This window comes from Curtobacterium sp. AB7, assembly GCF_044909335.1.
Lineage (GTDB): Bacteria > Actinomycetota > Actinomycetes > Actinomycetales > Microbacteriaceae > Curtobacterium.
In genome coordinates this window covers 158,647-183,779 of record NZ_JBIYED010000002.1, presented here as the reverse complement: position 1 = coordinate 183,779, position 25,133 = coordinate 158,647, and the positions used below count along the sequence as shown (strand labels likewise).

Annotated in this window: 18 protein-coding genes, 1 tRNA gene and 1 other RNA gene; 14 read left to right on the top strand and 6 right to left on the bottom strand. The window is 71.5% G+C overall.

Annotation, left to right across the window (positions count from 1 at the left end; genetic code table 11):
- The first annotated feature begins 32 nt into the window (after window positions 1–32).
- On the top strand, window positions 33–413 hold the full coding sequence (gene rplL / locus ABH929_RS06800) for a 50S ribosomal protein L7/L12 (RefSeq protein ID WP_017888664.1): 381 nt from the start codon (window positions 33–35) through the stop codon (window positions 411–413).
- 176 nt (window positions 414–589) lie between these two features.
- On the opposite strand, the gene ABH929_RS06795 is transcribed toward rplL, so the two are convergent.
- Together ABH929_RS06795 and ABH929_RS06790 are read right to left on the bottom strand one after the other, a co-directional pair.
- A complete protein-coding gene (locus ABH929_RS06795) occupies window positions 590–1,510 on the bottom strand; it encodes a hypothetical protein (protein ID WP_404560605.1) in 921 nt (306 codons plus the stop codon).
- Window positions 1,511–1,698: 188 nt separating this feature from the next.
- Window positions 1,699–3,123 (bottom strand): amino acid permease, encoded by a 1,425-nt coding sequence (locus tag ABH929_RS06790; protein ID WP_404560603.1) that lies wholly within the window; start codon window positions 3,121–3,123, stop codon window positions 1,699–1,701.
- 141 nt (window positions 3,124–3,264) lie between these two features.
- Between ABH929_RS06790 and ABH929_RS06785 the strand changes: the two genes are divergently transcribed.
- From ABH929_RS06785 to ABH929_RS06765, 5 genes are all read left to right on the top strand, one after another.
- Window positions 3,265–5,154, top strand: coding sequence for an ABC transporter ATP-binding protein (locus ABH929_RS06785; RefSeq protein ID WP_263089809.1), 1,890 nt, complete (start codon window positions 3,265–3,267; stop codon window positions 5,152–5,154).
- 181 nt (window positions 5,155–5,335) lie between these two features.
- Window positions 5,336–6,700 carry a cystathionine beta-synthase gene (locus tag ABH929_RS06780; protein ID WP_263089811.1) on the top strand — a complete coding sequence of 455 codons (1,365 nt, stop codon included), beginning with the start codon at window positions 5,336–5,338 and terminating at the stop codon, window positions 6,698–6,700.
- A gap of 14 nt (window positions 6,701–6,714) precedes the next feature.
- On the top strand, window positions 6,715–7,860 hold the full coding sequence (locus tag ABH929_RS06775) for a cystathionine gamma-synthase (RefSeq protein ID WP_404560602.1): 1,146 nt from the start codon (window positions 6,715–6,717) through the stop codon (window positions 7,858–7,860).
- A gap of 95 nt (window positions 7,861–7,955) precedes the next feature.
- Window positions 7,956–9,356 carry an MFS transporter gene (locus tag ABH929_RS06770; RefSeq protein WP_404560601.1) on the top strand — a complete coding sequence of 467 codons (1,401 nt, stop codon included), beginning with the start codon at window positions 7,956–7,958 and terminating at the stop codon, window positions 9,354–9,356.
- A gap of 31 nt (window positions 9,357–9,387) precedes the next feature.
- Window positions 9,388–9,960, top strand: coding sequence for a substrate-binding domain-containing protein (locus ABH929_RS06765; protein WP_404560600.1), 573 nt, complete (start codon window positions 9,388–9,390; stop codon window positions 9,958–9,960).
- A 102-nt stretch (window positions 9,961–10,062) separates the two neighbouring features.
- On the opposite strand, the gene ABH929_RS06760 is transcribed toward ABH929_RS06765, so the two are convergent.
- Window positions 10,063–10,644, bottom strand: coding sequence for a TetR/AcrR family transcriptional regulator (locus tag ABH929_RS06760; RefSeq protein ID WP_159573139.1), 582 nt, complete (start codon window positions 10,642–10,644; stop codon window positions 10,063–10,065).
- 225 nt (window positions 10,645–10,869) lie between these two features.
- Between ABH929_RS06760 and ABH929_RS06755 the strand changes: the two genes are divergently transcribed.
- Window positions 10,870–12,126 (top strand): multidrug effflux MFS transporter, encoded by a 1,257-nt coding sequence (locus ABH929_RS06755; protein ID WP_111084464.1) that lies wholly within the window; start codon window positions 10,870–10,872, stop codon window positions 12,124–12,126.
- Window positions 12,127–12,190: 64 nt separating this feature from the next.
- Window positions 12,191–14,284: a helicase HerA-like domain-containing protein gene (locus ABH929_RS06750; protein WP_404560599.1), complete on the top strand. Its 2,094-nt coding sequence runs from the start codon at window positions 12,191–12,193 to the stop codon at window positions 14,282–14,284.
- A 19-nt stretch (window positions 14,285–14,303) separates the two neighbouring features.
- On the opposite strand, the gene ABH929_RS06745 is transcribed toward ABH929_RS06750, so the two are convergent.
- Complete coding sequence (locus ABH929_RS06745) at window positions 14,304–14,948, bottom strand: hypothetical protein (protein WP_404560598.1); 645 nt, start codon at window positions 14,946–14,948, stop codon at window positions 14,304–14,306.
- Window positions 14,949–15,229: 281 nt separating this feature from the next.
- Window positions 15,230–15,317, bottom strand: a tRNA-Ser gene (locus ABH929_RS06740).
- Between the two features lie 122 nt (window positions 15,318–15,439).
- Between ABH929_RS06740 and pta the strand changes: the two genes are divergently transcribed.
- Together pta and ABH929_RS06730 are read left to right on the top strand one after the other, a co-directional pair.
- Window positions 15,440–17,548 carry a phosphate acetyltransferase gene (pta, locus tag ABH929_RS06735; protein WP_404560597.1) on the top strand — a complete coding sequence of 703 codons (2,109 nt, stop codon included), beginning with the start codon at window positions 15,440–15,442 and terminating at the stop codon, window positions 17,546–17,548.
- Window positions 17,549–17,614: 66 nt separating this feature from the next.
- Window positions 17,615–18,811 carry an acetate/propionate family kinase gene (locus ABH929_RS06730; protein ID WP_123292135.1) on the top strand — a complete coding sequence of 399 codons (1,197 nt, stop codon included), beginning with the start codon at window positions 17,615–17,617 and terminating at the stop codon, window positions 18,809–18,811.
- A 328-nt stretch (window positions 18,812–19,139) separates the two neighbouring features.
- On the opposite strand, the gene ABH929_RS06725 is transcribed toward ABH929_RS06730, so the two are convergent.
- Entirely contained in the window at window positions 19,140–19,814 is a 675-nt protein-coding gene (locus ABH929_RS06725; protein WP_123292136.1) for an SDR family oxidoreductase, read from the bottom strand.
- A gap of 37 nt (window positions 19,815–19,851) precedes the next feature.
- Between ABH929_RS06725 and ffs the strand changes: the two genes are divergently transcribed.
- From ffs to ABH929_RS06705, 4 genes are all read left to right on the top strand, one after another.
- An RNA gene (gene ffs / locus ABH929_RS06720) (signal recognition particle sRNA small type) lies at window positions 19,852–19,948 on the top strand.
- A gap of 348 nt (window positions 19,949–20,296) precedes the next feature.
- Complete coding sequence (locus ABH929_RS06715) at window positions 20,297–23,146, top strand: DNA polymerase III subunit gamma and tau (protein WP_404560596.1); 2,850 nt, start codon at window positions 20,297–20,299, stop codon at window positions 23,144–23,146.
- Window positions 23,146–23,745, top strand: coding sequence for a recombination mediator RecR (gene recR, locus ABH929_RS06710; protein ID WP_111084231.1), 600 nt, complete (start codon window positions 23,146–23,148; stop codon window positions 23,743–23,745). Before ABH929_RS06715 ends, recR begins: the two co-directional genes overlap by 1 nt.
- Before the next feature lie 116 nt (window positions 23,746–23,861).
- On the top strand, window positions 23,862–25,127 hold the full coding sequence (locus tag ABH929_RS06705; protein ID WP_111084230.1) for an aspartate kinase: 1,266 nt from the start codon (window positions 23,862–23,864) through the stop codon (window positions 25,125–25,127).
- Window positions 25,128–25,133: the final 6 nt, after the last annotated feature.

Below are 25,133 nucleotides of genomic sequence, written 5' to 3'. Positions count from 1 at the left end.
CCACACGTATTAGCTAGTAGTAGGAGAAAATCATGGCGAAGCTTTCGCAGGACGAGCTCATCGAGGCCTTCAAGGAGCTCACGCTCATCGAGCTCTCGGACTTCGTGAAGAAGTTCGAAGAGGTCTTCGAGGTCACCGCTGCTGCCCCGGCCGCGGCTGCCGCTCCGGCCGCCGCTGCCCCGGCCGAGGCCGCTGAGGAGAAGACCGAGTTCGACGTCATCCTCAAGTCCGCTGGTGACAAGAAGATCCAGGTCATCAAGGAGGTCCGTGGCCTGACGTCGCTCGGCCTCGGTGAGGCCAAGGCGCTCGTCGAGACCGCCGACGCCAAGATCCTCGAGGGTGCGAACAAGGAGACCGCCGACAAGGCGAAGGCGACCCTCGAGGCCGCTGGCGCCACGATCGAGCTCGCGTAGTCTCGACCGTTCGGTTCACGAAGGCCGCTGCCCCTCGGGGTGGCGGCCTTCGTCGTGCGCGGGGTGCGGTGCGTGCGTGGCCCGAGACTCGGGGTGAGCGACACTTCTCGCGACGAAGAAGCCGCGATCGGTCGCTCACCCCGAGTCTCGGTCTGCAGGGCTCGAGACTCGGGGGATCAGACGACGATCCTGTGCTGGCGGAACAGCGCGCGGAGTCGGTCGGGATCGACGAGATGCCACCAGGTCGGCCGGACGACACTCCGGACGCTGGCCACCGAACGGATTCGATCCTCTCGGACCTTCTCGTGCCAGACGGCATCACCCGGCGCGCGGCCAGCGAGCATTCCCCGATCGGTGTACTTCTGCTTGCCGTCGAACTCGACGACGACGCCGGTGTCCTCGAACCAGAAGTCGACCCGGTCCACTGCGCCGCTCGCGTGCCGGAACTCGTGCTGCGCGGCCGGACGAGGGAAGCCGAGTTCGACCATCCGTACCGCCGCGAACGACTCTCCGACCGACTCGTGCAGCGGGTCGAGTGCCGCGGCGACGGTTCTGCACCTGACCGATCCGCGTCTGGGGCGCATCGGGAGTGCTGCCTCGAAGTCTCCGACCGAGAGCGTTCCACTGCGAACCGCGTGGTCGATCGCCACCGCCGCCACGGACGGTTCGAGGGTCGTGGCGAGGTCGACAGCGGTGCGCAGCGCACTCGTGAGCCGCACCCCGGCGAAGGAGGACGGTGTCGTGCCGGTCTCCGGAGGACCAGCGTGCCGCACGAGGTGCGCTCGGTGTTCCGTCTTGCGCGTTGCAGCGTCGGTCACGTGGACGCGTTGCGGGGGAGAACCGATCAGTGGCCAGCCGAACGCGATCGCGGCGGTCAGGTGGGAGAAAGCAGCGTCGTCGCGGAGCTGCGGCGCCAGAGCGCGTGCGATCAGGAGGTGTTGTTCGGTGCTGCTGACCTCCCGCCAGACCTGCGCGTCGACGTAGACGCCATCGGTGATCCGGACGAGCTGGCCCGCGCGGTGTCGCCGCTGGAGCAAGCGGGATCCGGTCGGGTCGAGACTCGTCGCTCGGAGAAGGCGCGTTCGTTCGGTCGTCATGGCTGGAGCCTCGCGGCCCGACATGCGTCAGGTGCTCCGCGCGAGCCGGCCTGTGGAGAGTTCTTCGTGGCGGGGGAATGTGGACGAGACTCGGTGCTGCCCCCGCGATACTCGCGGTCAACGACACTTCTCGCGTGCCTGAGCGCGAGAAGTGTCGCTCAAACCGAGTCTCGGGGCGGGCCGGGCGGTCAGCGCAAGGTGCTGTGACGGCGGCCGTAGGCCAGGTAGAGCACGGCGCCGACGACCATCCAGATGCCGAACGCGATCCACGTCGTCGCGCCGAGGAACACCGCCAGGAGCACGCAGCTCAGGGCACCGAGGATCGGCACGACGGGGAACAGCGGGACGCGGTACGAGCGCTCGAGGTCGGGCTGCGAGCGACGGAGCACGATGACCGACACGTTGACGAGCGCGAACGCCACGAGGGTGCCGATGCTGGTGGCGTCGGCGAGCTCGCCGAGGGGGACCAGTGCGGCGACGATCGTGACCGCGATGCCGATGATCAACGTGTTCGCGATGGGGGTGCCGGTGCGCCGCGAGACCCGACCGAAGACCTTCGGGACCAGGCCGTCGCGGGCCATGATGAGAAGGATCCGGGTCTGGCCGTAGAGCACCGTCAGCACGACGCTCGCGATCGCGACGACCGCGCCGATCGAGAAGACCAGCGCGACGAGGGGCTGTCCCGTGACGTCGACGACGATGCGGACGAGCGAGGCCTCGGAGGACGAGAAGTCGGTCCACGAACGGGCACCGATCGCGGCGACGGCGACGAGGATGTACAGCGCCGTGATGAGCGCGATCGAACCGATGATCGCCCGGGGGAGGTCGCGGCGGGGGTTCTTCGCCTCTTCGCCGGCGGTGGAGGCCGCGTCGAAACCGATGTACGAGAAGAAGAGCCTGGAGGCCGCAGCGGTCACCCCGGCGGCACCCATCGGTGCGAGCGGTTCGAAGTTCTGCGCTTGGAAGGCCGTGAAGGCGACGACCACGAAGAACACGAGCAGTGCGATCTTCACGACGACCATGACGGTGTTCACCCAGGCGCTCTCGCGGGCTCCGGGGATCAGGACGACGGTGGCGAGCAAGACCAGGACGGCCGCCGGCAGGTTCACGACGCCGCCGTCACCCGGCGGCGCGGACAGGGCGGTCGGCAGGTGCAGCCCGAACACGCGCAGGGTCTCGTCGACGTACTCGCTCGCGCCGACCGCGACCGCTGCCACCGACACGGCGTACTCGAGGACGAGGCACCACCCGCAGACCCAGGCGATGCCCTCGCCCATGGTGGCGTAGGTGTACGAGTAGCTCGACCCCGAGGTCGGGACGGCTCCGGCCATCTCGGCGTAGGACAGCGCCGAGAGCAGGGCCGCGATCCCGGCGACGACGAAGGAGATCCACACGGCCGGGCCCGCGAGCGGCACGGCCGTGCCGAGCACCACGAGGATGCCGGTACCGAGGGTCGCGCCGACGCTGATCATCGTCAGGTGCCAGACACCGAGCGACCGGCGGAGTGGTTCGCCGTTGACGCCGACGGCGGCCTCGGACTGCAGCTGCTCGATCGGCTTGCGGCGGGCGAGCTGCTCGCGGAGGGACGTGGGACGGGACGGCGCGGACGTCATGGGACCTCGGTGGTGCGGGGGCGGGGACGGCACATGCTCGCACGCCCCCTGAACGGGGTCAAATACGGCTGTCGGACTGCACTGCGGAACGGCGGTCGTCGAGCGCGCGCCGATGTCCGACCGCGGGGATACGGTTGCTGCATGAGCATGGGCGGCGGGATGCGCGGGGGCGGCGGTGGCGGTCCGCGCGGCGGCGGCCGGATCTCCAGCGGTGACTTCCGTGCACAGAAGGCCGCGAACGCCGAAGCGCCGAAGATCCCGCACCTGGTGCAGCGGATCGCCGGGTTGTTCGTCCCACACCGCAGGTCGATCATCCTGACGGTCGTCCTCGTGCTGATCGGCGCGGCGATCTCGGTGATCCCGCCGCTGTTGACGCAGCAGGCGTTCGACCGCGGCCTGTTCCCACCGTCCGGCAGCCCCGACGTCCCGGTGCTGGTCGAGCTCGTGTCGGCGATGGTGTTGCTCTGGATCGCGAGCGCCGGGGTGGGCGTCTGGCAGACGTACCTGACGGCGACGGTCGGCAACAAGGTCATGGGCGCCATGCGGATGCGCCTGTTCGGGCACCTGCAGCGCATGGAGCTCGCGTTCTTCACCCGCACGAAGACCGGTGTCATCCAGTCCCGCCTGCAGAACGACGTCGGCGGCGTCGCGAGCGTCCTGAACAACACGATCTCGTCCGTGCTCGGCAACACCGTCACGGTCATCGCCGCGATCGTCGCGATGCTGCTGTTGAGCTGGCAGATGACCCTGGTCGCGGTCGTGCTGCTCCCGTTGCTCGTCATCGCGCAGCGTCGGGTCGGGCAGGTCCGTGCCCGCATCGCCGGGCAGACGCAGGAGTCGCTGTCCGACATGACGGCGATCACGCAAGAGGCGCTGAGCGTCTCCGGCATCCTGCTGGCCAAGAGCTTCAACCAGCAGCGCAGTGAGACCCGCCGCTACGGGGACGAGAACCGTAACCAAATCCAGCTGCAGGTCCGCCAGCAGATGTCGGGCCAGTGGTTCTTCGCGATCGTGCAGATCTTCCTGTCGATCATCCCGGCGATCATCTACCTCGTCGCGGCCTGGCTGATCATCGGCGACGTCCCGATCACCGCCGGCACCATCGTGGCGTTCACGACGGTGCAGTCGCGCCTGCTGTTCCCGACGGTCGGACTGCTCCGGGTGGTGCTCGACCTGCAGACCTCCGGAGCGCTGTTCGCTCGGATCTTCGAGTACTTCGACCTGAAGCCCGCGATCACTGACTCGCCCACGGCGAAGCCCGTCGACGACACGATGGTCGGTCACGTCGCCTTCGACGACGTGACGTTCACCTACCCGGACGGCGAGGCCGACAAGCCGACGCTCCGCGGGGTCTCGTTCGAGCTCCGGCCCGGCCAGTTCGCTGCCTTCGTCGGTCCGTCGGGCGCGGGCAAGACGACCGTGTCGTACCTGGTGCCGCGCTTGTACGAGGCGACCGAGGGCTCCGTGCGGTTCGCCGGGCAGGACGTCCGCGACCTCGTGCACGAGGACCTCATGCGCCACGTGGGGATCGTCAGCCAGGAGACGTACCTGTTCCACGCGACGATCGGCGACAACCTGCGGTACGCCAAGCCGGACGCCACCGACGACGAGGTCGAACGGGCGGCACGGGCGGCGAACATCCACGACACGATCGCCTCGTTCCCGGACGGCTACGACACCGTCGTGGGGGAGCGCGGGTACCGGCTGTCCGGCGGCGAGAAGCAGCGGATCGCGATCGCCCGGGTGCTCCTGAAGGACCCGCCCGTGCTCGTGCTCGACGAGGCGACGAGCGCGCTGGACTCGATCTCGGAACGGGTCGTGCAGACCGCGCTCGACACCGCCGCCGCGGGGCGCACCACGATCTCGATCGCGCACCGGCTGTCGACGATCCGAGACGCCGACGTCATCTTCGTGCTCGACCACGGGCGGATCGTCGAGCAGGGCACACACGACGAACTCCTCGCGCTCGACGGCACCTACGCGCTCCTGCACCGGCAGCAGAACACACCGGCGGACGCCGTCGGCCGCTGACCCCGCCGATCACGGCCACCGACCTGCGGGCGGGCGCGCCGATCGGACACGCGCCCCCAGGCCGGACGGGAGGCCCGTGGCGGCCCCGCCACGGGCCTCCCGTCCGACACGGGGCACGACCAGGGCGAGGCGCACGTCACGACCCAGCAGAACGCGGTGTCGGCGTCCTAGACTCGGGCCCGTGCGTTACGCGAACTCCGTGGTCGACCTCGTCGGTGACACCCCGCTCGTCAAGCTCAACCGGGTCACCGAGGGGGTGCGCGCGACCGTCCTGGTGAAGGTGGAGTACCTCAACCCCGGCGGGTCGTCGAAGGACCGCATCGCCACGCGCATCATCGATGCTGCCGAGGCCTCTGGTGACCTCCGGCCAGGCGGGACGATCGTCGAACCCACGTCGGGCAACACCGGGGTCGGGCTGGCCCTCGTCGCCCAGCAGCGCGGTTACCGGTGCGTGTTCGTGCTGCCGGACAAGGTCGGCGAGGACAAGCGCAACGTCCTGACGGCGTACGGCGCCGAGATCGTCGTCACGCCGACGGCGGTGGCGCCGGAGCACCCGGAGTCGTACTACTCGGTGTCCGACCGGCTCGTCCGCGAGATCCCCGGCGCCTACAAGCCGAACCAGTACGCCAACCCGAACGGCCCCCGCAGCCACTACGAGACCACCGGTCCGGAGATCTGGCGCGACACCGAGCAGCAGATCACCCACTTCGTCGCGGGCGTCGGGACGGGCGGCACCATCTCGGGCACCGGGCGCTTCCTGAAGGAGGCGTCCGACGGCCGTGTCCGCATCGTGGGGGCCGACCCCGAGGGCTCGGTCTACTCCGGTGGCACCGGTCGGCCGTACCTGGTCGAGGGTGTGGGCGAGGACTTCTGGCCGACCGCGTACGACCCCGAGGTGCCGGACGAGATCATCGCAGTGTCGGACGCCGACTCCTTCGCCATGACCCGGCGCCTGGCGCGGGAGGAGGGCCTGCTCGTGGGTGGGTCCAGCGGGATGGCGGTCGTCGCAGCGCTGCGGGCCGCCCGCGACCTGACCGAGGACGACGTCGTCGTGGTGCTGCTGCCCGACGGCGGTCGCGGCTACCTCGGCAAGATCTTCAACGACCGGTGGATGCGCTCGTACGGCTTCGCCGAGACCGACGAGGCACGCACCGTCGGGTCGCTCATCGCCGGCAAGGACGGCCGGCTGCCCGACCTGGTGCACGCGCACCCGGCGGACACCGTGCGCGAGGTCGTCGACATCATGACCAAGTACGGGGTGTCCCAGATGCCTGTGCTCAGCGCGGAACCGCCGGTCGTCATCGGCGAGGTCATCGGGGCCGTCGCCGAGAAGGACCTGCTCGAACAGGTCTTCACCGGTGCCGCGAAGATGACGGACGCCCTGACCGGCTTCGTGGGCGAGCCGCTCCCGTTGATCGGTGTGGGCGAGTCCGTGTCCGCAGCGCGCCGGGCCCTCGAGTCGGTGGACGCCTTGCTCGTCGTCGAGGACGGCAAGCCGGTCACGGTCCTGACCCGCCACGATCTCCTGACCTACCTCTCCGAGTAAGGAACGCAGCCAGCATGACCGAGTTCAGCACCCGCGCCGTCCACGCCGGCCAGGAGCCCGACGGCCCCACCGGCGCGGTCATCCCGCCGATCCACCTGACGTCCACCTACGTGCAGGACGGCATCGGCGGGATGCGGAACGGCTACGAGTACTCCCGCGCCGGCAACCCGACGCGCGACTCCCTGCAGACGCTGCTCGCCGACCTGGACGGCGGCGTGGCCGCGTACTCGTTCGCGTCCGGTCTCGCCGCCGAGGACGCCCTGCTCCGGGCGGCGCTCCGCCCCGGGGCCCGCGTCGTGATGGGGAACGACGTCTACGGCGGGACCCACCGTCTGGTCAGCCGACTGCACGTGCCGTGGGGCGTCGAGCTCGTCGTCGTCGACATGAGCGAGCTCGACCAGGTCCGGGCCGCGCTGCAGGGCGCTCCCGAGGACACCGTGCTCTGGGTCGAGACGCCGACCAACCCGCTCATGAAGATCGCCGACATCGCCGGACTCGCGACCCTCGGGCACGAGGCCGGTGCACTCGTCGTCGTGGACAACACCTTCGCGTCGCCGTACCTGCAGCAGCCCTTGTCGCTCGGGGCCGACGTCGTCGTGTACTCGACGACGAAGTACCTGGGTGGCCACTCCGACGTCGTCGGTGGGGCCGTCGTGCTCGCCGACCAGGAGCTCGCGGCGAAGGTGCAGTTCCTGCAGTTCGGCGCCGGTGCGATCTCGTCGCCGTTCGACGCCTTCCTGACCACCCGCGGCATCAAGACCCTGGCGGTGCGGATGGAGCGGCACTCCGCGAACGCGCAGGCCGTCGCCGAGGCGCTCGTCGCCGCGCCGGGCGTCGAGCGTGTCTACTACCCGGGACTCACCGACCACCCGGGGCACGACGTCGCCGCTCGCCAGATGCGTGGGTTCGGCGGGATGCTCTCCGTCGCCCTGTCCGGCGGACCGGACGCGGCCCGGCGCTTCGCGGAGTCCACGGAACTGTTCGCACTGGCCGAGTCCCTCGGGGGTGTGGAGTCGCTCATTGGGTACCCGAGCGAGATGACGCACGCCTCGGTGAAGGGCACGGAGCTCGCGGTGCCGGAGAACGTGGTGCGGTTGTCCGTCGGCATCGAGGACGCCGGCGACCTGGTCGCGGACCTGCAGCAGGCGCTCGCGCGCTGACGCGCTGACGCGCTCCCGTCGGGTCCGCGGGACCCCGGCCTGCGGCGCGCTCCCCGCCGGTCCGCGGTGTCGCCGCTCGCCCCTACGATGAGCGGGTGAGCACCACGGCGACGAGGACGGGCCTGCTGAGCGGGCGCTACGCCCTCGCGACGGTCGGGATGGTCGCCATCGTGGGCGTCGCGGCGTTCCAGAACCTGGCGATGACGACGATCATGCCGGTGATCAGTCGCGACCTGGACGGCGAGGCGCTCTACGCCCTGGCGTTCGCCGCGCCGCTCGCCGCCGGGGTGCCCGGCATGGTGCTCGCCGGCAACTGGACCGACCGTGCCGGCGGCCGGGTCGTCGCCTGGGTCTCCGCCCTGCTCTTCGCCGTGGGGACCGCTGTGGTCATGCTCGCGCCGACGATGGAGGTCTTCCTCGTCGGGCGCCTGGTCGAGGGCTTCGGCGCCGGCGCGATCGACGTCGTGCTCTACGTGCTCGTCGCCCGGATCTTCCCCGCCGAACTGCACGGACCGGTGTTCGCCGGGTTCGCCGCCGCCTGGGTGGTGCCGGCGCTCATCGGCCCGGCGATCGCCGGCATCGTCACCGACACGTGGAACTGGCACTGGGTCTTCGCGGGGGCGCTCGTGATCGCCGTCGGCGCGTTCACCGTGCTCGTGCCGACACTCGGACGGCTGCAGGCACCGGCGGTCGAGCTGCGACCGCCGTGGCAGCGGGTGCGGATCGGGTGGTCAGTGGCCGCGGCCGTGTCGATCCTGCTGCTCAACGTGGCGCCGGACCTGACCCCGTGGGGGATGGTGGCCGCGGTCGTGGTCGGCTTGGTCGGCACGTGGTTCGCCCTGCGGCCGCTGCTGCCGGCGGGCACCTTCCGCGCCGCCGCCGGGCTGCCCTCGGTGGTGCTGCTGCGCGGGCTCGTGGCGGCGTCGTTCTTCGGCAGCGAGGCGTACGTGCCGTTCCTGCTGCAGGCGAAGCACGGCCTGTCCGCATCGGCAGCGGGGCTCGCGCTGACCGTCGCCGCGCTCAGCTGGGCGGCCTCGAGCTGGGCGCACGGTCGGCTGGGGGAGCAGCGCCTGACCGCTCGTCGGACCTTCGGTGTCGGACTCGCGCTCGTCCTGGTGAGCCTGCTGGCGGCCTTCGCGGTGGCGACGCTCGACCTGCCGTGGTGGGTGCTCGTCGCCGGCTGGTTCGTCGGCGGCGCGGGCATGGGGGCGATCTACCCGCGGACGTCGATGCTCACCCTGCGGTTCTCGGGCGAGGGTGACGACGGCTTCGCGAGCTCGGCGCTCACCATCGCCGACGCCGCGGGCAGCGTCATCGGTCTGGCCGTCACCGGGCTGCTGTTCACCGCGACCGGCGGCGCCGAGGGCACGGTGTCCTTCCCCCTGGTCTTCGCGGCGATGATCTGCTTCGCCGCACTGGCGATCGCCGCGGTCCGGCGCCTCGGACCCGTCCCCGCGCCGGTGTCGTCGGCGTCGCCGGACCGCGCAGCCGGGTAGCGTGGCAGACCGGACCGAAGAGGAGACACCCGTGGTGCGCATCGTCGCTGCAGCCGTCGTCCTGACGGCCGCCCTCGCGCTGGCCGGCTGCCAGGGCACGACGTCCGCTGCGCCCACGCCGGTGCAGAGCACGGACCTGACCAGCTCCGACGGCGGGTTCGACAAGCAGGCCGTCATCGGCGTCGTGCTGGTCCACGACGACGCGGCCCTGGGCGACGACCTGCGCACCGGCCTGTCCGACGCCGGCTTCCGTCCCGACGTCCGGGTCGCTCCCGCGTCGGGTGCGGCGGCGTCCCAGCGGACCGCGGTCGCCCAGCTCGTCCGCAAGGGTGCCAAGGCACTGCTCGTGCACGCGGCTCGGCCGTCGGCGCTGACCGGGGTGATCCAGACCGCGCACGACGCCGGTGTCGTGGTGGTGTCCCTGGGCGATCCGCTGCCGGCGAGCGGCACCGGCGGCGACGGTGTGTCGGCCGACTACCGGGTGCCCGCAGGTGCGGACGACGCAGACCTGGCGGCCACCGCGGTCGAGGTCGTGCAGTCGTTGCAGCGCGGCGAGAAGCCGGAGACCGAACCGAGCGACGGCGACTCGACCGACGCGGAGTGAGCCGAGCCGTGCCGCGCCACCAGGCCGGTCAGCGCTGCGCCAGCAGGCGGCTCGGCTCAGCGCCACCAGGCCGGTCAGCGCTGCGCCACCAGGCGGCTCGGCTCAGCTCCACCAGGCCGGGAACGACAGCGTGATCGTCTCGACCAGCGCCTTCCGCGACCGTCGGGGTCCGGCGAGCCACGCCTCGATCGCCCCGACGAAGCCCTGCGCGACGTAGCCGGCGGCCACGTCGTCGAGGAGTTCCGGGCGGCGGTCGGCGTCGAGTTCACGGATGTGCAGAGCGCTCGACTCGGTGAAGTGGCCCACGAGCAGCCGGTGCAGTGACGCGTCGTTCGGGTCCGGCAGCGCCTTGGCGTAGATGTCGCGGTGGGTGGTCACGTGCTCGACGACCGCGTTGATGCCCCGCCGCGTGATGGTCGCGAGCTCGGCTGCGTCGGCCCCGCGGGCGGCTGCGGCCCGTCGGTCGTCGGCGTCGTCCTGCCGGATGCGGTCGAGCTCCGGCGTCAGCACGTCGGCGAGCAACGATCCGGGGGAGACCGCGTGCGAGTAGAACGTCGCGCGGTTGATGCCGGCGGCACGGGTGACGTCCGCGACGGTGATCTCGGAGACGGGGCGGTCGGCCGCCAGTCGCAGGATCGCTTCGCGCAGGGCGGCGGTCGTGTGCAGGATCCGGGCATCCACCATGACGCCCACCCCCTTCTGATCCGATTCACCCGGAGGCCCCCGAGCAGTCCGACGGTACCGCATGGCGCGGGATCGGCACGCGGACGGCGGGTGGCAACACGCGGGCAATCCGTGCCGACGGCGTCGGGAGTGTTCCGTCGGCCCGTAGGATGGTTCCGCGGACGAATCGATTCGATCGACGCCGCGATCACCTCCCCGCCCCTCACCGCCGAAGGACTCCTGCTCGTGACCGCGCCCGCCACCACCGGTTCGCTCCGGGTCGTCCTGCACCCCGGAGACTCCCTCTCCCGTGGGCAGCGACTCGTCTACGTCTTCGTCCTGGGTGCCCTGACGGCGCTCGGGCCGTTCACGATCGACCTGTACCTGCCGGCGTTCCCGGCCATCAAGGAACAGTTCGGCGTCACCGACGGCGCCGTGCAGCTGACGCTCACGGCGACGACGCTCGGGTTCGCGTTCGGGCAGCTGCTCGTCGGTCCGTGGAGCGACAAGGTCGGCCGCCGGCTGCCGCTCATCATCGCGACGACGGTGCACATCGCCGCGTCGATCGGCGCGGCGACCGCTCCCGACATCGAGCTCCTTGCGGTGTTCCGCGTGCTCCAGGGCATGGGTGCGGCCGCCGGCGGTGTCGTCGCGATGGCCACCGTCCGCGATCTGTTCGGCGGCAAGCCGCTCGTCCGGATGCTGTCGCGCCTGGCGATGGTGAACGGGCTGGCGCCGATCCTCGCGCCGCTCATCGGCTCGCAGATGCTCCAGTTCACCAGTTGGCGCGGCATCTTCGTGTTCCTCGCCTGCTACGGCCTGGCCGTGGTGATCGCGTCGATCCTGCTCATCGTCGAGACCCTGCCCCCCGCCCGTCGCCGCGAGGCCGGCCACTCCACGATCGGTCAGCGGTACAAGGCGCTGTTCTCCGACCGGATCTTCGTGGGGGTCGCGCTCATCGGGGCGATGGTGTTCAGCGGGTTGTTCTCGTACCTCAGCTCGTCGCCGTTCCTGTTCCAGGGTGTCTACGGACTCGACGCGCAGCAGTACGGACTGCTCTTCGCGGTGAACTCGGTGGGCGTCGTCCTCGGTGTGCAGATCTCCGCGCGGTTGGCGCAGCGCGTCGGGCCGCAGTGGATCCTGGCATGCTCGACGGCGACCCTGTTCCTGGCGTCGATCGCGATCATCGTGCTCGACCAGCTCGGTGCGGGGCTCGTCGGCGTGCTCGTGCCCCTGTGGTTCTTCATCGCGGCGTGCGGGTTCTCGTTCCCCCTCGTCCAGGTCATCGGCCTGGCTGCGCACGGCAAGGAGGCCGGCACTGCGGCGTCGCTGCTCGGCGCCCTGAACTTCGGCGTCGCCGGCCTGATCTCGCCGATCGTCGGTTGGCTCGGCATCACCACCGCGACCCCGATGGCGATCGTGATGGCCTCGACCTCGGTGATGGCCATCCTGATCCTGTGGTTCGTGGTGCGGCCCCGGACGGTCCCCGAGCTCACGCACTGACGGGTTCTCCACAGCTGCCCGGAACAGCCGGACAGCGGCCCCCGCGCGTCCATAGGCTGTGCCCATGAGCGACGCGGTGGAGCAGGCACGGGCAGCGGCCGAGGCCGCCAGGCAAGCAGCGGACGAGGCACGCCGCTTGGCCGACGAAGCCGCGCAGCGGGCCGAGGAGCTCGCGGCCGCGCTCGCGGCTCGAGCACCAGCACTCACGCCGGACGCCGAACCGCCGGACGCCGAGCCGGCGGTCGCCGAGTCACCGGCACCCTCCGGACAGGAGGCACGGCTCGCCCCCGACGCGGAGCCCGCCGCCACCCCACCGGCCCCAGAGCCCATCGGCGCAGGACCCGCCGCAGCCGTCCCGGACGACGCGACGGCGGCCCCCGACGCGGCCGTCCCGGTACCGGCGGCCGCCCCTGCGGCCGGCACCGCGCCTCCCGGCAGTGGCGGAGGCCCGCTCGGACCGGACGCCGTCGCCGCGATCCGCACCGGCTACACCGTCGAGGGGCAGGCGCTCGAACTCGGCGCCCTGGTGAACGGCGAGGCGCAGCCCGACGTGCAGGTCCGCATCCCGCTCGGCATGCTGAACCGGCACGGGCTGGTCGCCGGCGCGACCGGCACCGGCAAGACCCGCACGCTGCAGGTCTTGGCCGAGCAGATCGCGGCGAACGGCGTGCCGGTCTTCGCGGCCGACATCAAGGGCGACCTGTCGGGGCTCGCGGTGGTCGGGCAGGGGAACGAGAAGCTGCTCGCGCGCACCGCGGGCATCGGCCAGCAGTGGCAGGGTCTCGCGAGCCAGGCGGAGCTCTTCTCGCTCGGTGGTCAGGGCACAGGCGTGCCGATCCGCGCGACGGTGTCCGGGTTCGGGCCGTTGCTGCTGTCGAAGGTGCTCGGCCTGAACGACACCCAGGAGTCCTCGCTCGGACTGGTGTTCCACTACGCCGAGCAGGCCGGGTTGCCGCTCGTCGACCTGGCCGACCTGCGGAGCGTGCTGACGTTCCTGGTGGGCGACCAGGGCAAGGGCGAGCTCGCCGAGCTCGGCGGTCTGTCGAAGCAGACCGCCGGGGTGATCCTGCGCGAGCTCATCACGTTCGCCGACAAGGGTGCCGACCAGTTCTTCGGCGAGCCCGAGATCGACACGCAGGTGTTCCTGCGCACGGCGGCGGACGGCCGGGGGATCGTCAGCCTGCTCGAGGTCCCGGGCGTGCAGGACCAGCCCGAGGTCTTCTCGACGTTCCTGATGTGGTTGCTGGCCGACCTGTTCAACGAACTGCCAGAGGTGGGCGACCAGGACAAGCCGAAGCTGGTGTTCTTCTTCGACGAGGCGCACCTGCTGTTCAGCGGGGCATCGAAGGACTTCACGGACCAGATCGTGCGGACCGTTCGGTTGATCCGGTCGAAGGGCGTCGGGATCTTCTTCGTGACCCAGACCCCGAAGGACGTGCCGAACGACGTCCTGGCGCAGCTCGGGTCGCGCATCCAGCACCAGCTGCGGGCGCACACCCCCGACGACGCGAAGGCGCTCCGGGCGACGGTGTCGACCTACCCGTCGAGCGACTACGACCTGGGCGAGGTGCTGACCTCGCTGGCGACCGGCGAGGCGATCGTCACCGTCATGAACGAGAAGGGTGCGCCGACGCCGGTCGCGTGGACCCGGTTGCGCGCGCCGCAGGGCTCGATGGACCCGATGCCCGCAGCCGAGATGCAGTCGCGGGTGCAGGCATCGCCGTTGCTCGCGACGTACGGCACCCGGGTGGATCCGGATTCGGCGCACGAGATGCTCGCGCGCCGGATGGAGGCAGCAGCTGCCGAGGCCGCTGCGGCCGACGCGCAGAAGGACGCAGCCCTCGCGGCGGCCGAGGCCGAGAAGGAAGCGGCGCGTGCTGCGGCGACCGCGGCCAAGGAGGCCGCGGCGCAGGCCAAGCAGGAGGAACGCGAGCGGGCTGCTGCGCAGAAGGAGTACGAGCGGACGCAGCGTGAGTTCGAGAAGGCCGAGCGGGCTGCGGCGTCGCGGCGTTCGGGCCGGTCGGGGCGGAGCACGCGGACGACGACCTCTCGGAAGGCGGACGACCCGCTGTCGGACCTGCTCGGGTCACGGCTCGGTGGCACGATCGCGAAGGAGGTCGTGCAGGGGATCTTCTCGACGCTGCGCCGCCGTCGGTGACGTCCAGCAGCTCCGAGCGTCAGCGACCGAGCAGGCCGGTGAACTCGACGACGAGCAGACCCATGACGACGAGTGCCGCCACGCCGCCGACGAACAGGTAGGCCGGCCGCTGTTCGTACCAGGCGCGGCTCGACGGGTAGCGCTTCGCGAAGACCCGGGCCGAGACCGGACGTGCTTCCTCCGTCACCTGGACGCCCAGGGCGTCGACGACCTGGGCGACCCCGTCGTCGCCCCACACGTCGGCACGGATGCGGAACAGGTGCGCGCCCGTCGCGTCGAACGCCACGAGCTCGCGCATGGTGCGGTCGACCGAGCTGCCGTAGGTGGTGGCGAGCGCCAGGCTGTGCACGCGGTCACGGGGGATCCGGCGGTGCGCGGTGACCACGCCCCGGATCGTCAGGCCGTCGGGGTCGATGCCGATGTACGCCGTGCTCAGTCGGACGAAGACGACGCCGACGAGGACCGCCAGCGCGACGACCACGGTCGCGACAATCGCCCACGTCCGGAACGGGAACGACACCCAGATCAGGGCGACGGCGAGCGGCACGGCCGAGAACACGATGCTCAGCGCGGTCGAGCGGACCAGGGACCGGCGGGGGCGGAGGACGACGTCGTACACGGTGGCGCGCAGGTGTGGCGTCGCTGGCACCGTCATGTCCCCCATGCGCGTCTCCTGAACCCTCGGGTCTCCCGGGCACGCCGAATCGGCCGCCCTGCGAGCGACGCCCCTGCCGCTCGATGCACCGCGGTCGACTCGTCCCGGAGTCGTCCGCTCCGGCAAGCATAGGTGAACGACGGGGACCGGGGACAGCCCGTTCCACCCCGGATCGGCGTTTGACGGCCAGTCCTTGGCGAACAGGGGACAGGTGGGTCCGCTGCGTGGGGGACCAGGCGCGAGGAACGCCGTGAACGACGAAGGCCCCGCACCGAGGTGCGGGGCCTTGCTGGCGGAGAATGGGGGATTCGAACCCCCGAGGGCTTGCACCCAACACGCTTTCCAAGCGTGCGCCATAGGCCACTAGGCGAATTCTCCTTGCGCTGTCTCGCGACGGCGACACCCAATGGTACAGGTTCTGCGGGGGTGCTCACGACCGCGTGTCGTCGAGGGCGGTGCTCCCAGTTGTCGTGACATGTCCGGCGACTACCCTGGGGCGCGTGTCGACCCGCATCTACATCACGTCAGCAGAAGGGCACACGGGCAAGAGCACCGTCGCCCTCGGTGTCCTCGAGACCCTCGCACGCTCCGTCGGCCGCGTCGGCGTGTTCCGCCCCGTCGCCCGTTCGGTCGCCGAACCCGACTACGTGCTCGAACTGCTGCTGCAGCACACCGCGGTCGGGATCTCGTACGACGACGCCGTGGGGGTCACCTACGACGACGTCCACGCGGATCCGGACGTAGCGCTCGGCACCATCGTGAACCGCTTCGCCCAGGTGGAGCGGCAGTGCGACGCGGTGGTCGTGCTCGGGTCCGACTACACCGACGTCGGCAGCCCCACCGAGCTGTCGTTCAACGCGAAGGTCGCCGCGAACCTCGGTGCCCCGGTCCTCCTCGTCCTCGGTGGTCGTGACGCGGCCGAGCGCGGTGCCCGCACGCCGGAGGGGATGGCGCAGGTCGCGGACGTCACGACGAGCGAGCTGCGGGCGGCACACGCGCAGCTGTTCGGCGTCGTCGTGAACCGCGCCGACCCGGAGGCCCTCGCCGCCATCGTGGCGAGTGTCGAGCGGGCCGTGCACGACGACCACCCGGACGTGCCCGTGTGGGCGATCCCGGAGGACCGCGTCCTCGTCGCCCCGACCGTCCGAGCGCTGCTGCAGGCGACCGACGCGACCCTGGTGCGCGGGGACGACGCCCTGCTCGACCGCGAGGCACTCGGCACCGTCGTCGCCGGCATGAGCATGGAGAACGTCCTGCCCCGCCTGATCGAGGGCGGCATCGTCGTGGTCCCCGGTGACCGCAGCGACGTGCTCATCGCGACCCTGCTGGCGAACCAGTCGGACACGTTCCCGAGCCTGGCCGGCGTCATCCTGAACGGCGGGTTCGAGACCGCACCGCAGATCTCCCGGCTGCTCGAGGGCCTGTCGAGCTCGCTGCCGATCGCGCAGAACGACCTGGGCACGTACGACACCGCCCTCCGCATCACGCAGACCCGCGGGCGCCTGGCGGCGGACTCGCCCCGCAAGGCCGACCTCGCGCTCGCCCTGTTCGAGCAGCACGTCGACGCCGAGTCCCTGCGCGACCGCCTGCAGCTCACGCCGTCCGGCGTCGTCACGCCGCTCATGTTCGAGCACGGTCTGCTCGACCGGGCACGGGGGTACGGCAAGCGCATCGTGCTGCCCGAGGGCGAGGACGACCGCATCCTCCGCGCGGCGTCGACGCTGCTCGCCCGCCAGGTCTGCGAACTGACGATCCTCGGGGACCCCGCCGCGATCCGCACCCGCGCGACCGAACTCGGCCTCGACCTCGACGCCGCTCAGCTCGTGTCGCCGTTCGACCCCGAGCTCCGCGAACGCTTCGCCGAGGAGTACACCCGGCTCCGCGCCCACAAGGGCATGTCGATCGAGCTCGCGCGCGACACCGTGACCGACGTCTCGTACTTCGGCACGATGATGGTGCAGCTCGGGCTCGCCGACGGCATGGTCTCCGGCGCGAAGCACACCACGGCGCACACCATCCGGCCGTCCTTCGAGATCATCAAGACCCGTCCGGACACCTCGATCGTGTCGAGCGTGTTCCTGATGGCGCTCGCCGACCGCGTCCTGGTCTACGGCGACTGCGCGGTGATCCCGGACCCGACGAGCGAGCAGCTCGCCGACATCGCGATCTCGTCGGCCGAGACGGCGACCCAGTTCGGCATCGACCCCCGCGTCGCGATGCTCAGCTACTCGACCGGCGACAGCGGTTCCGGCGCCGACGTCGACAAGGTCCGCGCCGGCACCGCCTTCGTGCGCGAACGCCGCCCGGACCTGCTCGTCGAGGGCCCGATCCAGTACGACGCCGCTGCCGACCCGACGGTCGCGAGCACGAAGATGCCGGACTCCCCGGTGGCCGGCAAGGCGACCGTCTTCATCTTCCCGGACCTCAACACGGGCAACAACACCTACAAGGCCGTGCAGCGCTCCGCCGGCGCCGTCGCCATCGGGCCGGTCCTGCAGGGACTGCGCAAGCCGATCAACGACCTGTCCCGCGGCGCGCTCGTCAGCGACATCGTGAACACCGTCGCGATCACCGCGATCCAGGCCGGCACCGCGTCCGACGCGGCCTGACCCGCGCGACGCACACCGCGCCTCCCGTCCGGCCGACCAGGCCATGAGCAGAAAGCGACACCACCCGTGACCGCAGCCCTCGTCGTGAACTCCGGATCGAGTTCGTTCAAGTACCAGCTCATCGAACTCGAGGGGGAGCGCACGCTCGCCTCCGGGCTCGTGGAGCGCATCGGCGAGTCGGCCGGCGCGTGGAAGCACACCAACGCGCTGACGGGGGAGTCGTCGTCGAACGACGCCGCGTCCGTTCCGGACCACGCCGCCGGGTTCCAGGCGATGATCGACGCGTTCGCCAAGGTCGGCCCGTCGTTCGACGAGCACCCGCCGGCCGTCGTCGGCCACCGCGTCGTGCACGGCGGCACCACCTTCGACCGCGCGACGGTGGTGACGGACGACGTCGAACGACAGATCGAGGCACTGAACAGCCTCGCGCCGCTGCACAACCCGGCGAACCTCGAGGGGATCCGGGCCGCGAAGCAGGTGTTCTCCGACGTCCCGCACGTCGCCGTGTTCGACACCGCGTTCCACCAGACCATGCCGCCGCATGCGTACACGTACGCGATCCCGGCCGACCTGGCGGCGAAGTACTCCATCCGCCGCTACGGCATGCACGGCACGAGCCACAAGTACGTCTCCGAGCAGGCCGCCGTCTTCCTCGACCGCCCGCTGTCCGAGCTGAAGACCATCGTGCTGCACCTGGGCAACGGTGCCTCGGCCGCAGCGATCGACGGCGGGAAGTCGATCGAGACGTCGATGGGCCTCACGCCGCTCGAGGGCCTCGTCATGGGCACCCGTTCCGGCGACCTCGACCCCGCCGTCCTGCTGCACCTGCACCGCGAGGCCGGGCTGTCCTTCGACGAGCTCGACACCATGCTCAACAAGCAGTCCGGGCTGCTCGGCCTCACCGGCAACGGCGACATGCGCGACGTCCAGGACGCCGCCCTCAACGGCGACGAGGTCGCCGAGGCGGCGCTCGCCGTGTACCGCCACCGCATCCGTCGCTACGTCGGCGCGTACACCGCGCAGCTCGGCGGGCTCGACGCGGTGGTCTTCACCGCCGGCGTCGGCGAGAACAACGCGCTGCTGCGCCGGCGCGTGCTCGCCGGGCTCGAGCACCTGGGCATCGAGATCGACGCGGACCGCAACGAGCTGGGATCCCGTGAGGCCCGGGTCATCTCCACGGACACGTCACGTGTCGCGGTGCTCGTGATCCCGACGAACGAGGAACTGGAGATCGCCCGGCAGTCGGCTGCGGTCGCGCTCTGACGCGGGGCGTGGGGCGCTGCGCCGCCTGGTGCCAGCACGGTGCGGCCAGGGTGGGCTGGTGCGGGGTTGGTGGCTGGGTGCGCGCTTGTGGCGCGGCACGGAGCGTGCAAGCTCGCACGGGGTGAGGAGGTGCGCACGGTGCGGACGGGAGGCGCGGGGCGGGCTGGCGCCGTGCCTCCCGTCCGGCGCTGGGTCGCGGTCACCGCATGGTGCGGCCTGGGTGGGCTGGTGCGGGGTTGGTGGGTGGGTGCGCGCTTGTGGCGCGGCACGGAGCGTGCAAGCTCGCACGGGGTGAGGAGGTGCGCACGGTGCGGACGAGGCGCGCGGCTCAGGACAGGGCGTCGAGGGCCGCGGGGATCGGCGTGTTCCCGCTCGTGACCTCGAACTGGACACCGACGGCCGAGTCGTCGAGCAGCGCGTGCAGTACGACCGTGGCGACGTCGGCCCGGGGGATCGAGCCACGCGGTACGGTGCGCCCGACGTCGACCGTCCCCTGCGGCGGGGTGTCGAGCAGGCCGCCCGGACGCACGATCGTCCACCGCAGCCGTCGGGCGCGCAGGTTCGCGTCGGCTTCGGCCTTCGCCCGGAGGTAGACCTGGAACACGGCGGCGTCGTCCTTCGCGGGCACCACCGCGGCCTCGGCATCGTAGGTGTCCGCCGCCATCGCCGAGACCATCACGTACCGGTCGATGCCGGCGCGCTCCGCGGCATCCGCGAGCAGGATCGCGCCGTCCCGGTCGACGGTGAGCTTGCGCTCCGCACCGCTGTTCGGCCCGGCGCCGGCGGCGAACACCACGGCGTCGACCCCGCGGAGGCGCAGTGCCAGGTCGTCGTCGCCGAGCTGTTCGAGGTCCGCGACGATCGCCGTGGCGCCCTGCTGCTCCACGTCGGCGACGTGCGCGGGGTTGCGGACGATCGCGACGGCGTCGTGTCCGGCGTCGGTGATCTGGCGGGCGAGGAGCAGTGCGATCTGGCCGTGTCCTCCGGCGATGGCGATCTTCATGTGTCAATCCTGCCCGGTCGCATCCGGTAGAGTTGTCGGCGGCTCCTCACGTGACGCCATCCAGGTGAACTCCCCCAGGGCGGAAACGCAGCAAGGGTAGCCGGGCTCTGGCGGGTGCGTGAGGAGTCTTTTCTGTCTCCGTAGGGGGGAGCCGGGGCTGTGTCTGTCTCCTGCGTGGGTGCGTGAGGAGTCTTTTCTGTCTTCGTAGGGGGAGCCGGGGCTGTGTCCGTCTCCTGCGTGGGTGCGTGAGGAGTCTTCCTCGGTCTGCTGGGGCTCTCCCGCCTGGCCAGGGGCGCCCGCCGCCGCAGCCGCGGCTGAGCCCGAGCAGCGTCCCGCACCGCGCCTCCTGTCCGACCCCGTGTCGGCCGGGAGGCGCGGTGCCGTCCGTGCGCTCGGCCCACCCTGCGCAGGCGGTCCGGTCCAGTGCCCGTGGACCTGTGGAGGGGCACGCGGGTGTCGGTCGTCCCGGCTACCCTGGTCGCGTGGTCACCGCCCTGTATCGCCGTTACCGGCCCGAGAACTTCGCCGAGCTGATCGGGCAGTCGCAGGTCACCGACCCGCTCCGCACGGCGCTCCGCACCAACCGCGTCAACCACGCTTACCTGTTCAGCGGCCCGCGTGGCTGCGGCAAGACGACCTCGGCCCGGATCCTGGCGCGGTGTCTCAACTGCGCAGAGGGGCCGACCGACACCCCGTGCGGCGTCTGCCCGAGCTGTGTCGAGCTCGCCCGCGACGGCAGCGGTTCGCTCGACGTCATCGAGATCGACGCCGCGAGCCACAACGGCGTCGACGACGCGCGCGACCTCCGTGACCGCGCCGTGTTCGCCCCCGCGCGTGACCGCTACAAGATCTTCATCCTCGACGAAGCGCACATGGTCACCCCGCAGGGGTTCAACGCCCTGCTCAAGCTGGTCGAAGAACCCCCGGAGCACGTCAAGTTCATCTTCGCGACGACCGAGCCGGAGAAGGTCATCGGCACCATCCGGTCGCGCACCCACCACTACCCGTTCCGGCTCGTGCCGCCCGCCGTCATGCTCGAGTACATCGAGCAGCTCTGCACGCAGGAGTCGGTGACGGTCGCACCCGGCGTCCTTCCCCTGGTCGTGCGCGCCGGCGGCGGTTCCGTCCGCGACACCCTGTCCCTGCTCGACCAGCTCATCGCCGGCAGCGAAGACGGCGCGATCGCCTACGAGCGCGCGGTCGCCCTGCTCGGCTACACCGACGCCGCGCTGCTCGACGACGTCGTGGACGCCCTCGCCGTGGCCGACCCGGCCTCCGCCTTCGCCGCGATCGACCGGGTCGTGCAGACCGGTCAGGACCCGCGTCGCTTCGTCGAGGACCTGCTCGAGCGGCTGCGCGACCTGATCGTCGTCGCGGCGACGAACGAGAGCGCCGCAGCGGTCCTGCGCGGTGTCTCGCCGGACGAGCTCGACACCATGACCCGGCAGGCCGGCGTCTTCGGTGCCACCGGGCTGTCCCGTGGCGCGGACATCGCGAACAAGGCGCTGACCGACATGACCGGAGCGACCTCGCCCCGGCTGCACCTCGAGCTCATGACGGCGCGCATGCTCGTGCCCGAGGCCGACGACACCCAGCGTGGGGCCCTCGCCCGGGTCGAGCGGCTCGAGCGCCGCGTCGGTGTCGGGGACGCCGGCGGACACCAGGCACCGTCCGGCGCGGTCGCAGCGCAGGGGTCGACACAGCCGGCCGCCACCAGCCCGGCGCCCGAACCGGCCCCGTCGTCGGCTGCGGCGCCGCGTCGGCAGGAGCCCGCCGCGCAGCAGGTCCCCGCCGCCCAGCAGGCCCCGGCGGCGCAGCAGGCTCCGGCGGCGCAGCAGGCTCCCGCCGCGACGTCGGCGAACGCGGCTCCGGCGCAGTCCGACGCCGGCAGTGCGGCACGTGATGCCGCAGCCTCCTGGGCTGCCGCCGTCCCGAGCGCTCCCGAGCCCGCTGCCCCGACCGCCCGGGCCACCGAACCCGTCAGCGCCTCGTCACCCGCCAGCACCTCGTCACCCGTCAGTGCTTCGTCCACGGGTCAGGGCACGACGATCGGTGACGAGCCGGCGGTCCGGACCGTCGGCGCCGTGGGCTTCCAGCAGATGCGCGACGCCTGGCCGCAGATCGTCGAGCACGTGCAGCGCGCCAAGCGGTCGGCGTGGTCGGTGGTCGTCACCGCACAGGTGACCGCGCTGCGCGACGACGTGCTGACCCTGACCTTCCCGAGCCAGCAGGACGTCGCCTCGTTCAAGGAGATGTCCGACCCCTCGGCCAGCGTCAGCGAACTGCTCCGCGCCGCGATCATGGACGTCATCGGGCTCCGCGTGAAGTTCGTCGCCCGCGGTCCCGGGGGCCCTGGTCAACAGCGCACCCCGGCTCCCGCACAGCAGCCGTCCGCCCCGGCCGGCCGTCCGGCGCCGGCGAGCCAGCCCGCTGCGCAGCCACAAGCGCAGCCGCAGGCATCGTCGGCACCGCAGTCCGCCGCGCCCGCTCCGTCGTCGGCTCCGGCCTCCGACGCTGCTGCAGCCACCGGTGACGGCCCGACCGCCCCCGCCGAGGCCATTGCCTCCGCAGCGCCCGCCACGACGGCGGCACCCGAAGCCGCGGCGCCGGAGTCCGTTCCCGCCGCCGAGCCGGAGCCACGTCCGGCGCAGACACCCGCTCCGGAACCGGCACCCACTCCCACGCAGGCGCTGGCTGCCGAGCAGGCGCAGGCACCCGCTGCTGAGCCGGCACCCGCTCCGGCGCCGGCACCCGCTCCTGCGCAGGCGCCCGCACCGTCCGGCGCACCCGTGACCGACTGGGCGGTCGCCACGATCCCCGCGAGCGACCCCACCGCCGACGCCGTGCCCGAGTCCGTCGAGCCCGGCTGGGCGGCACCCTTCGGCACCGCTCCGGCTGCCGCGCCCGTCGCCCCGGTCGAGTCCGTCGATCCGCAGCAGCCCCGGTCCGAGGCGCCCGCGCAACCCGCCGGTGCCACCGCACCGCAGGGGGTGCAGCCGACCGACGGCGGTGTGCAGGCGGCGTCGTCGACGGTCGCCGCGCCTCCCGGAGGACCCGTCGTACCGGGCGTGCCCGTCGACGACTACCCGCTGGACGACGAACCGTACGACGACGGCGCGCCGTTCCCGGACCCCGGTCACGGTCGATCCGCCGCAGCGCCCGCGCAGGCGTCGGCCGCCCCGCGCGCGCAGACCGCTCCGCCGGCCGCGCCACGGACCGCACCACCGGCACGTCGTGCGCCGGTCGCCGGTCGCTACGGCGAGGCCGTCGTGCGTGAGATCCTCAATGCCCAGTTCATCGAGGAGACCGCTCTCCACCAGGACGGTGCCTGATGTACGACGGGATCGTCCAGGACCTCATCGACGAGTTCGGTCGCCTGCCGGGCATCGGCCCGAAGTCGGCGCAACGCATCGCGTTCCACATCCTGCAGACCGAGTCGTTCGACCCGTCGCGGCTGTCCGAGCTGCTGGCGGACGTCAAGGAGCGCGTGCGCTTCTGCGAGATCTGCGGCAACGTCACGGAGAACGTCCAGTGCAGCATCTGCCGCGACCCGCGCCGGTCGCCGGCCACGATCTGCGTGGTGGAAGAGGCGAAGGACGTCGCGGCGATCGAGCGCACCCGTGAGTTCCGCGGGCTCTACCACGTGCTCGGTGGCGCGATCAGCCCGATCGACGGCATCGGCCCGGACGACCTGCGGATCCAGCAGCTCATGACCCGCCTGGCCGACGGCACGGTCGAGGAGGTCATCATCGCGACCGACCCCAACCTCGAGGGCGAGGCGACGGCGACCTACCTGAGCCGGCTGCTCGTCCCGATGGGCATCCGGACGACCCGGCTGGCCTCGGGTCTGCCGGTCGGCGGTGACCTCGAGTACGCCGACGAGGTCACGCTCGGCCGTGCGTTCGAGGGCCGGCGCGTCGTCGGCGGCTGAGCCCCACGCAGGATCGTTGCGTCTGGGGCGGCTCGCACGCAACATCCTCGAAACACCGACTACCATTGTGAGACCGCGTGACCTCGCGGTGTCGCCGTCTCCGGGAGTACCAGCCAGTGGCCTTGATCGTGCAGAAGTTCGGTGGATCCTCCGTCGCGGACGCCGAGAGCATCAAGCGCGTGGCGAAGCGGATCGTCGAGACGAAGAAGGCCGGCAACGACGTCGTCGTGGCGGTGTCGGCGATGGGCGACACCACCGACGAACTCGTCGACCTGGCGCACTCGGTCACCCCGATCCCCGCCGGCCGTGAGCTCGACATGCTCCTGACCGCGGGGGAGCGCATCTCGATGGCGCTGCTCGCGATGGCGATCAAGAGCCTCGGCGTCGAAGCCTCGTCGTACACCGGCAGCCAGGCGGGCATGCTCACCGACGCGCAGCACGGCAAGGCGCGCATCGTCGACGTCACCCCGAAGCGCGTGCGCGAGGCGCTCGACTCCGGCCACGTCGCCATCGTCGCGGGGTTCCAGGGGTTCAACCGCACGACGGGCGAGATCACCACGCTCGGCCGGGGTGGCTCGGACACGACCGCGGTCGCGCTCGCCGCCGCGCTCGACGCCGACGTCTGCGAGATCTACACCGACGTCGACGGCATCTTCACCGCCGACCCTCGTGTCGTGCCGAAGGCCCGCAAGGTCGACCGCATCACGAGCGAGGAGATGCTCGAACTCGCGGCGTCCGGCGCCAAGGTCCTCTACATCCGTGCCGTCGAGTACGCCCGCCGGCACGGCGTCACCCTGCACGTCCGGTCCTCGTTCAACAACACCGAGGGCACCATCGTCTACAACCCTGCCGAGGGGGAAACCGTGGAAGAACCGATCATCACCGGGATCGCCGGAGACCTCTCCGAGGGGAAGATCACCGTCGTGGGCGTCCCGGACCAGCCGGGCAAGGCCGCCGAGATCTTCACCAACGTCGCACGCGCCGGGGCGAACATCGACATGATCGTCCAGAACGTGTCGGCGGCGTCGACCGGGCGGACGGACATCTCGTTCACCCTGCCGAAGGACCAGGGCCAGACCGTGCTCACGGCGCTCGAGGTCGCGAAGTCCGACATCGGGTACGAGAGCATCCAGTACGACGACCAGATCGGCAAGCTCGCCCTGGTCGGTGCCGGCATGCGCACCAACGCCGGCGTCTCGGCGAAGCTCTTCCGCGCGCTGCACGACGCGTCGATCAACATCGAGATGATCTCCACCTCGGAGATCCGCATCTCGGTCGTCACCCGCGCCGACACCCTCAACGAGGCGATGCGGGTCGTGCACAGCGCGTTCGACCTCGACGCCGATGCCGAAGCCGTCGTCTACGCCGGCACCGGCCGCTGACCCACG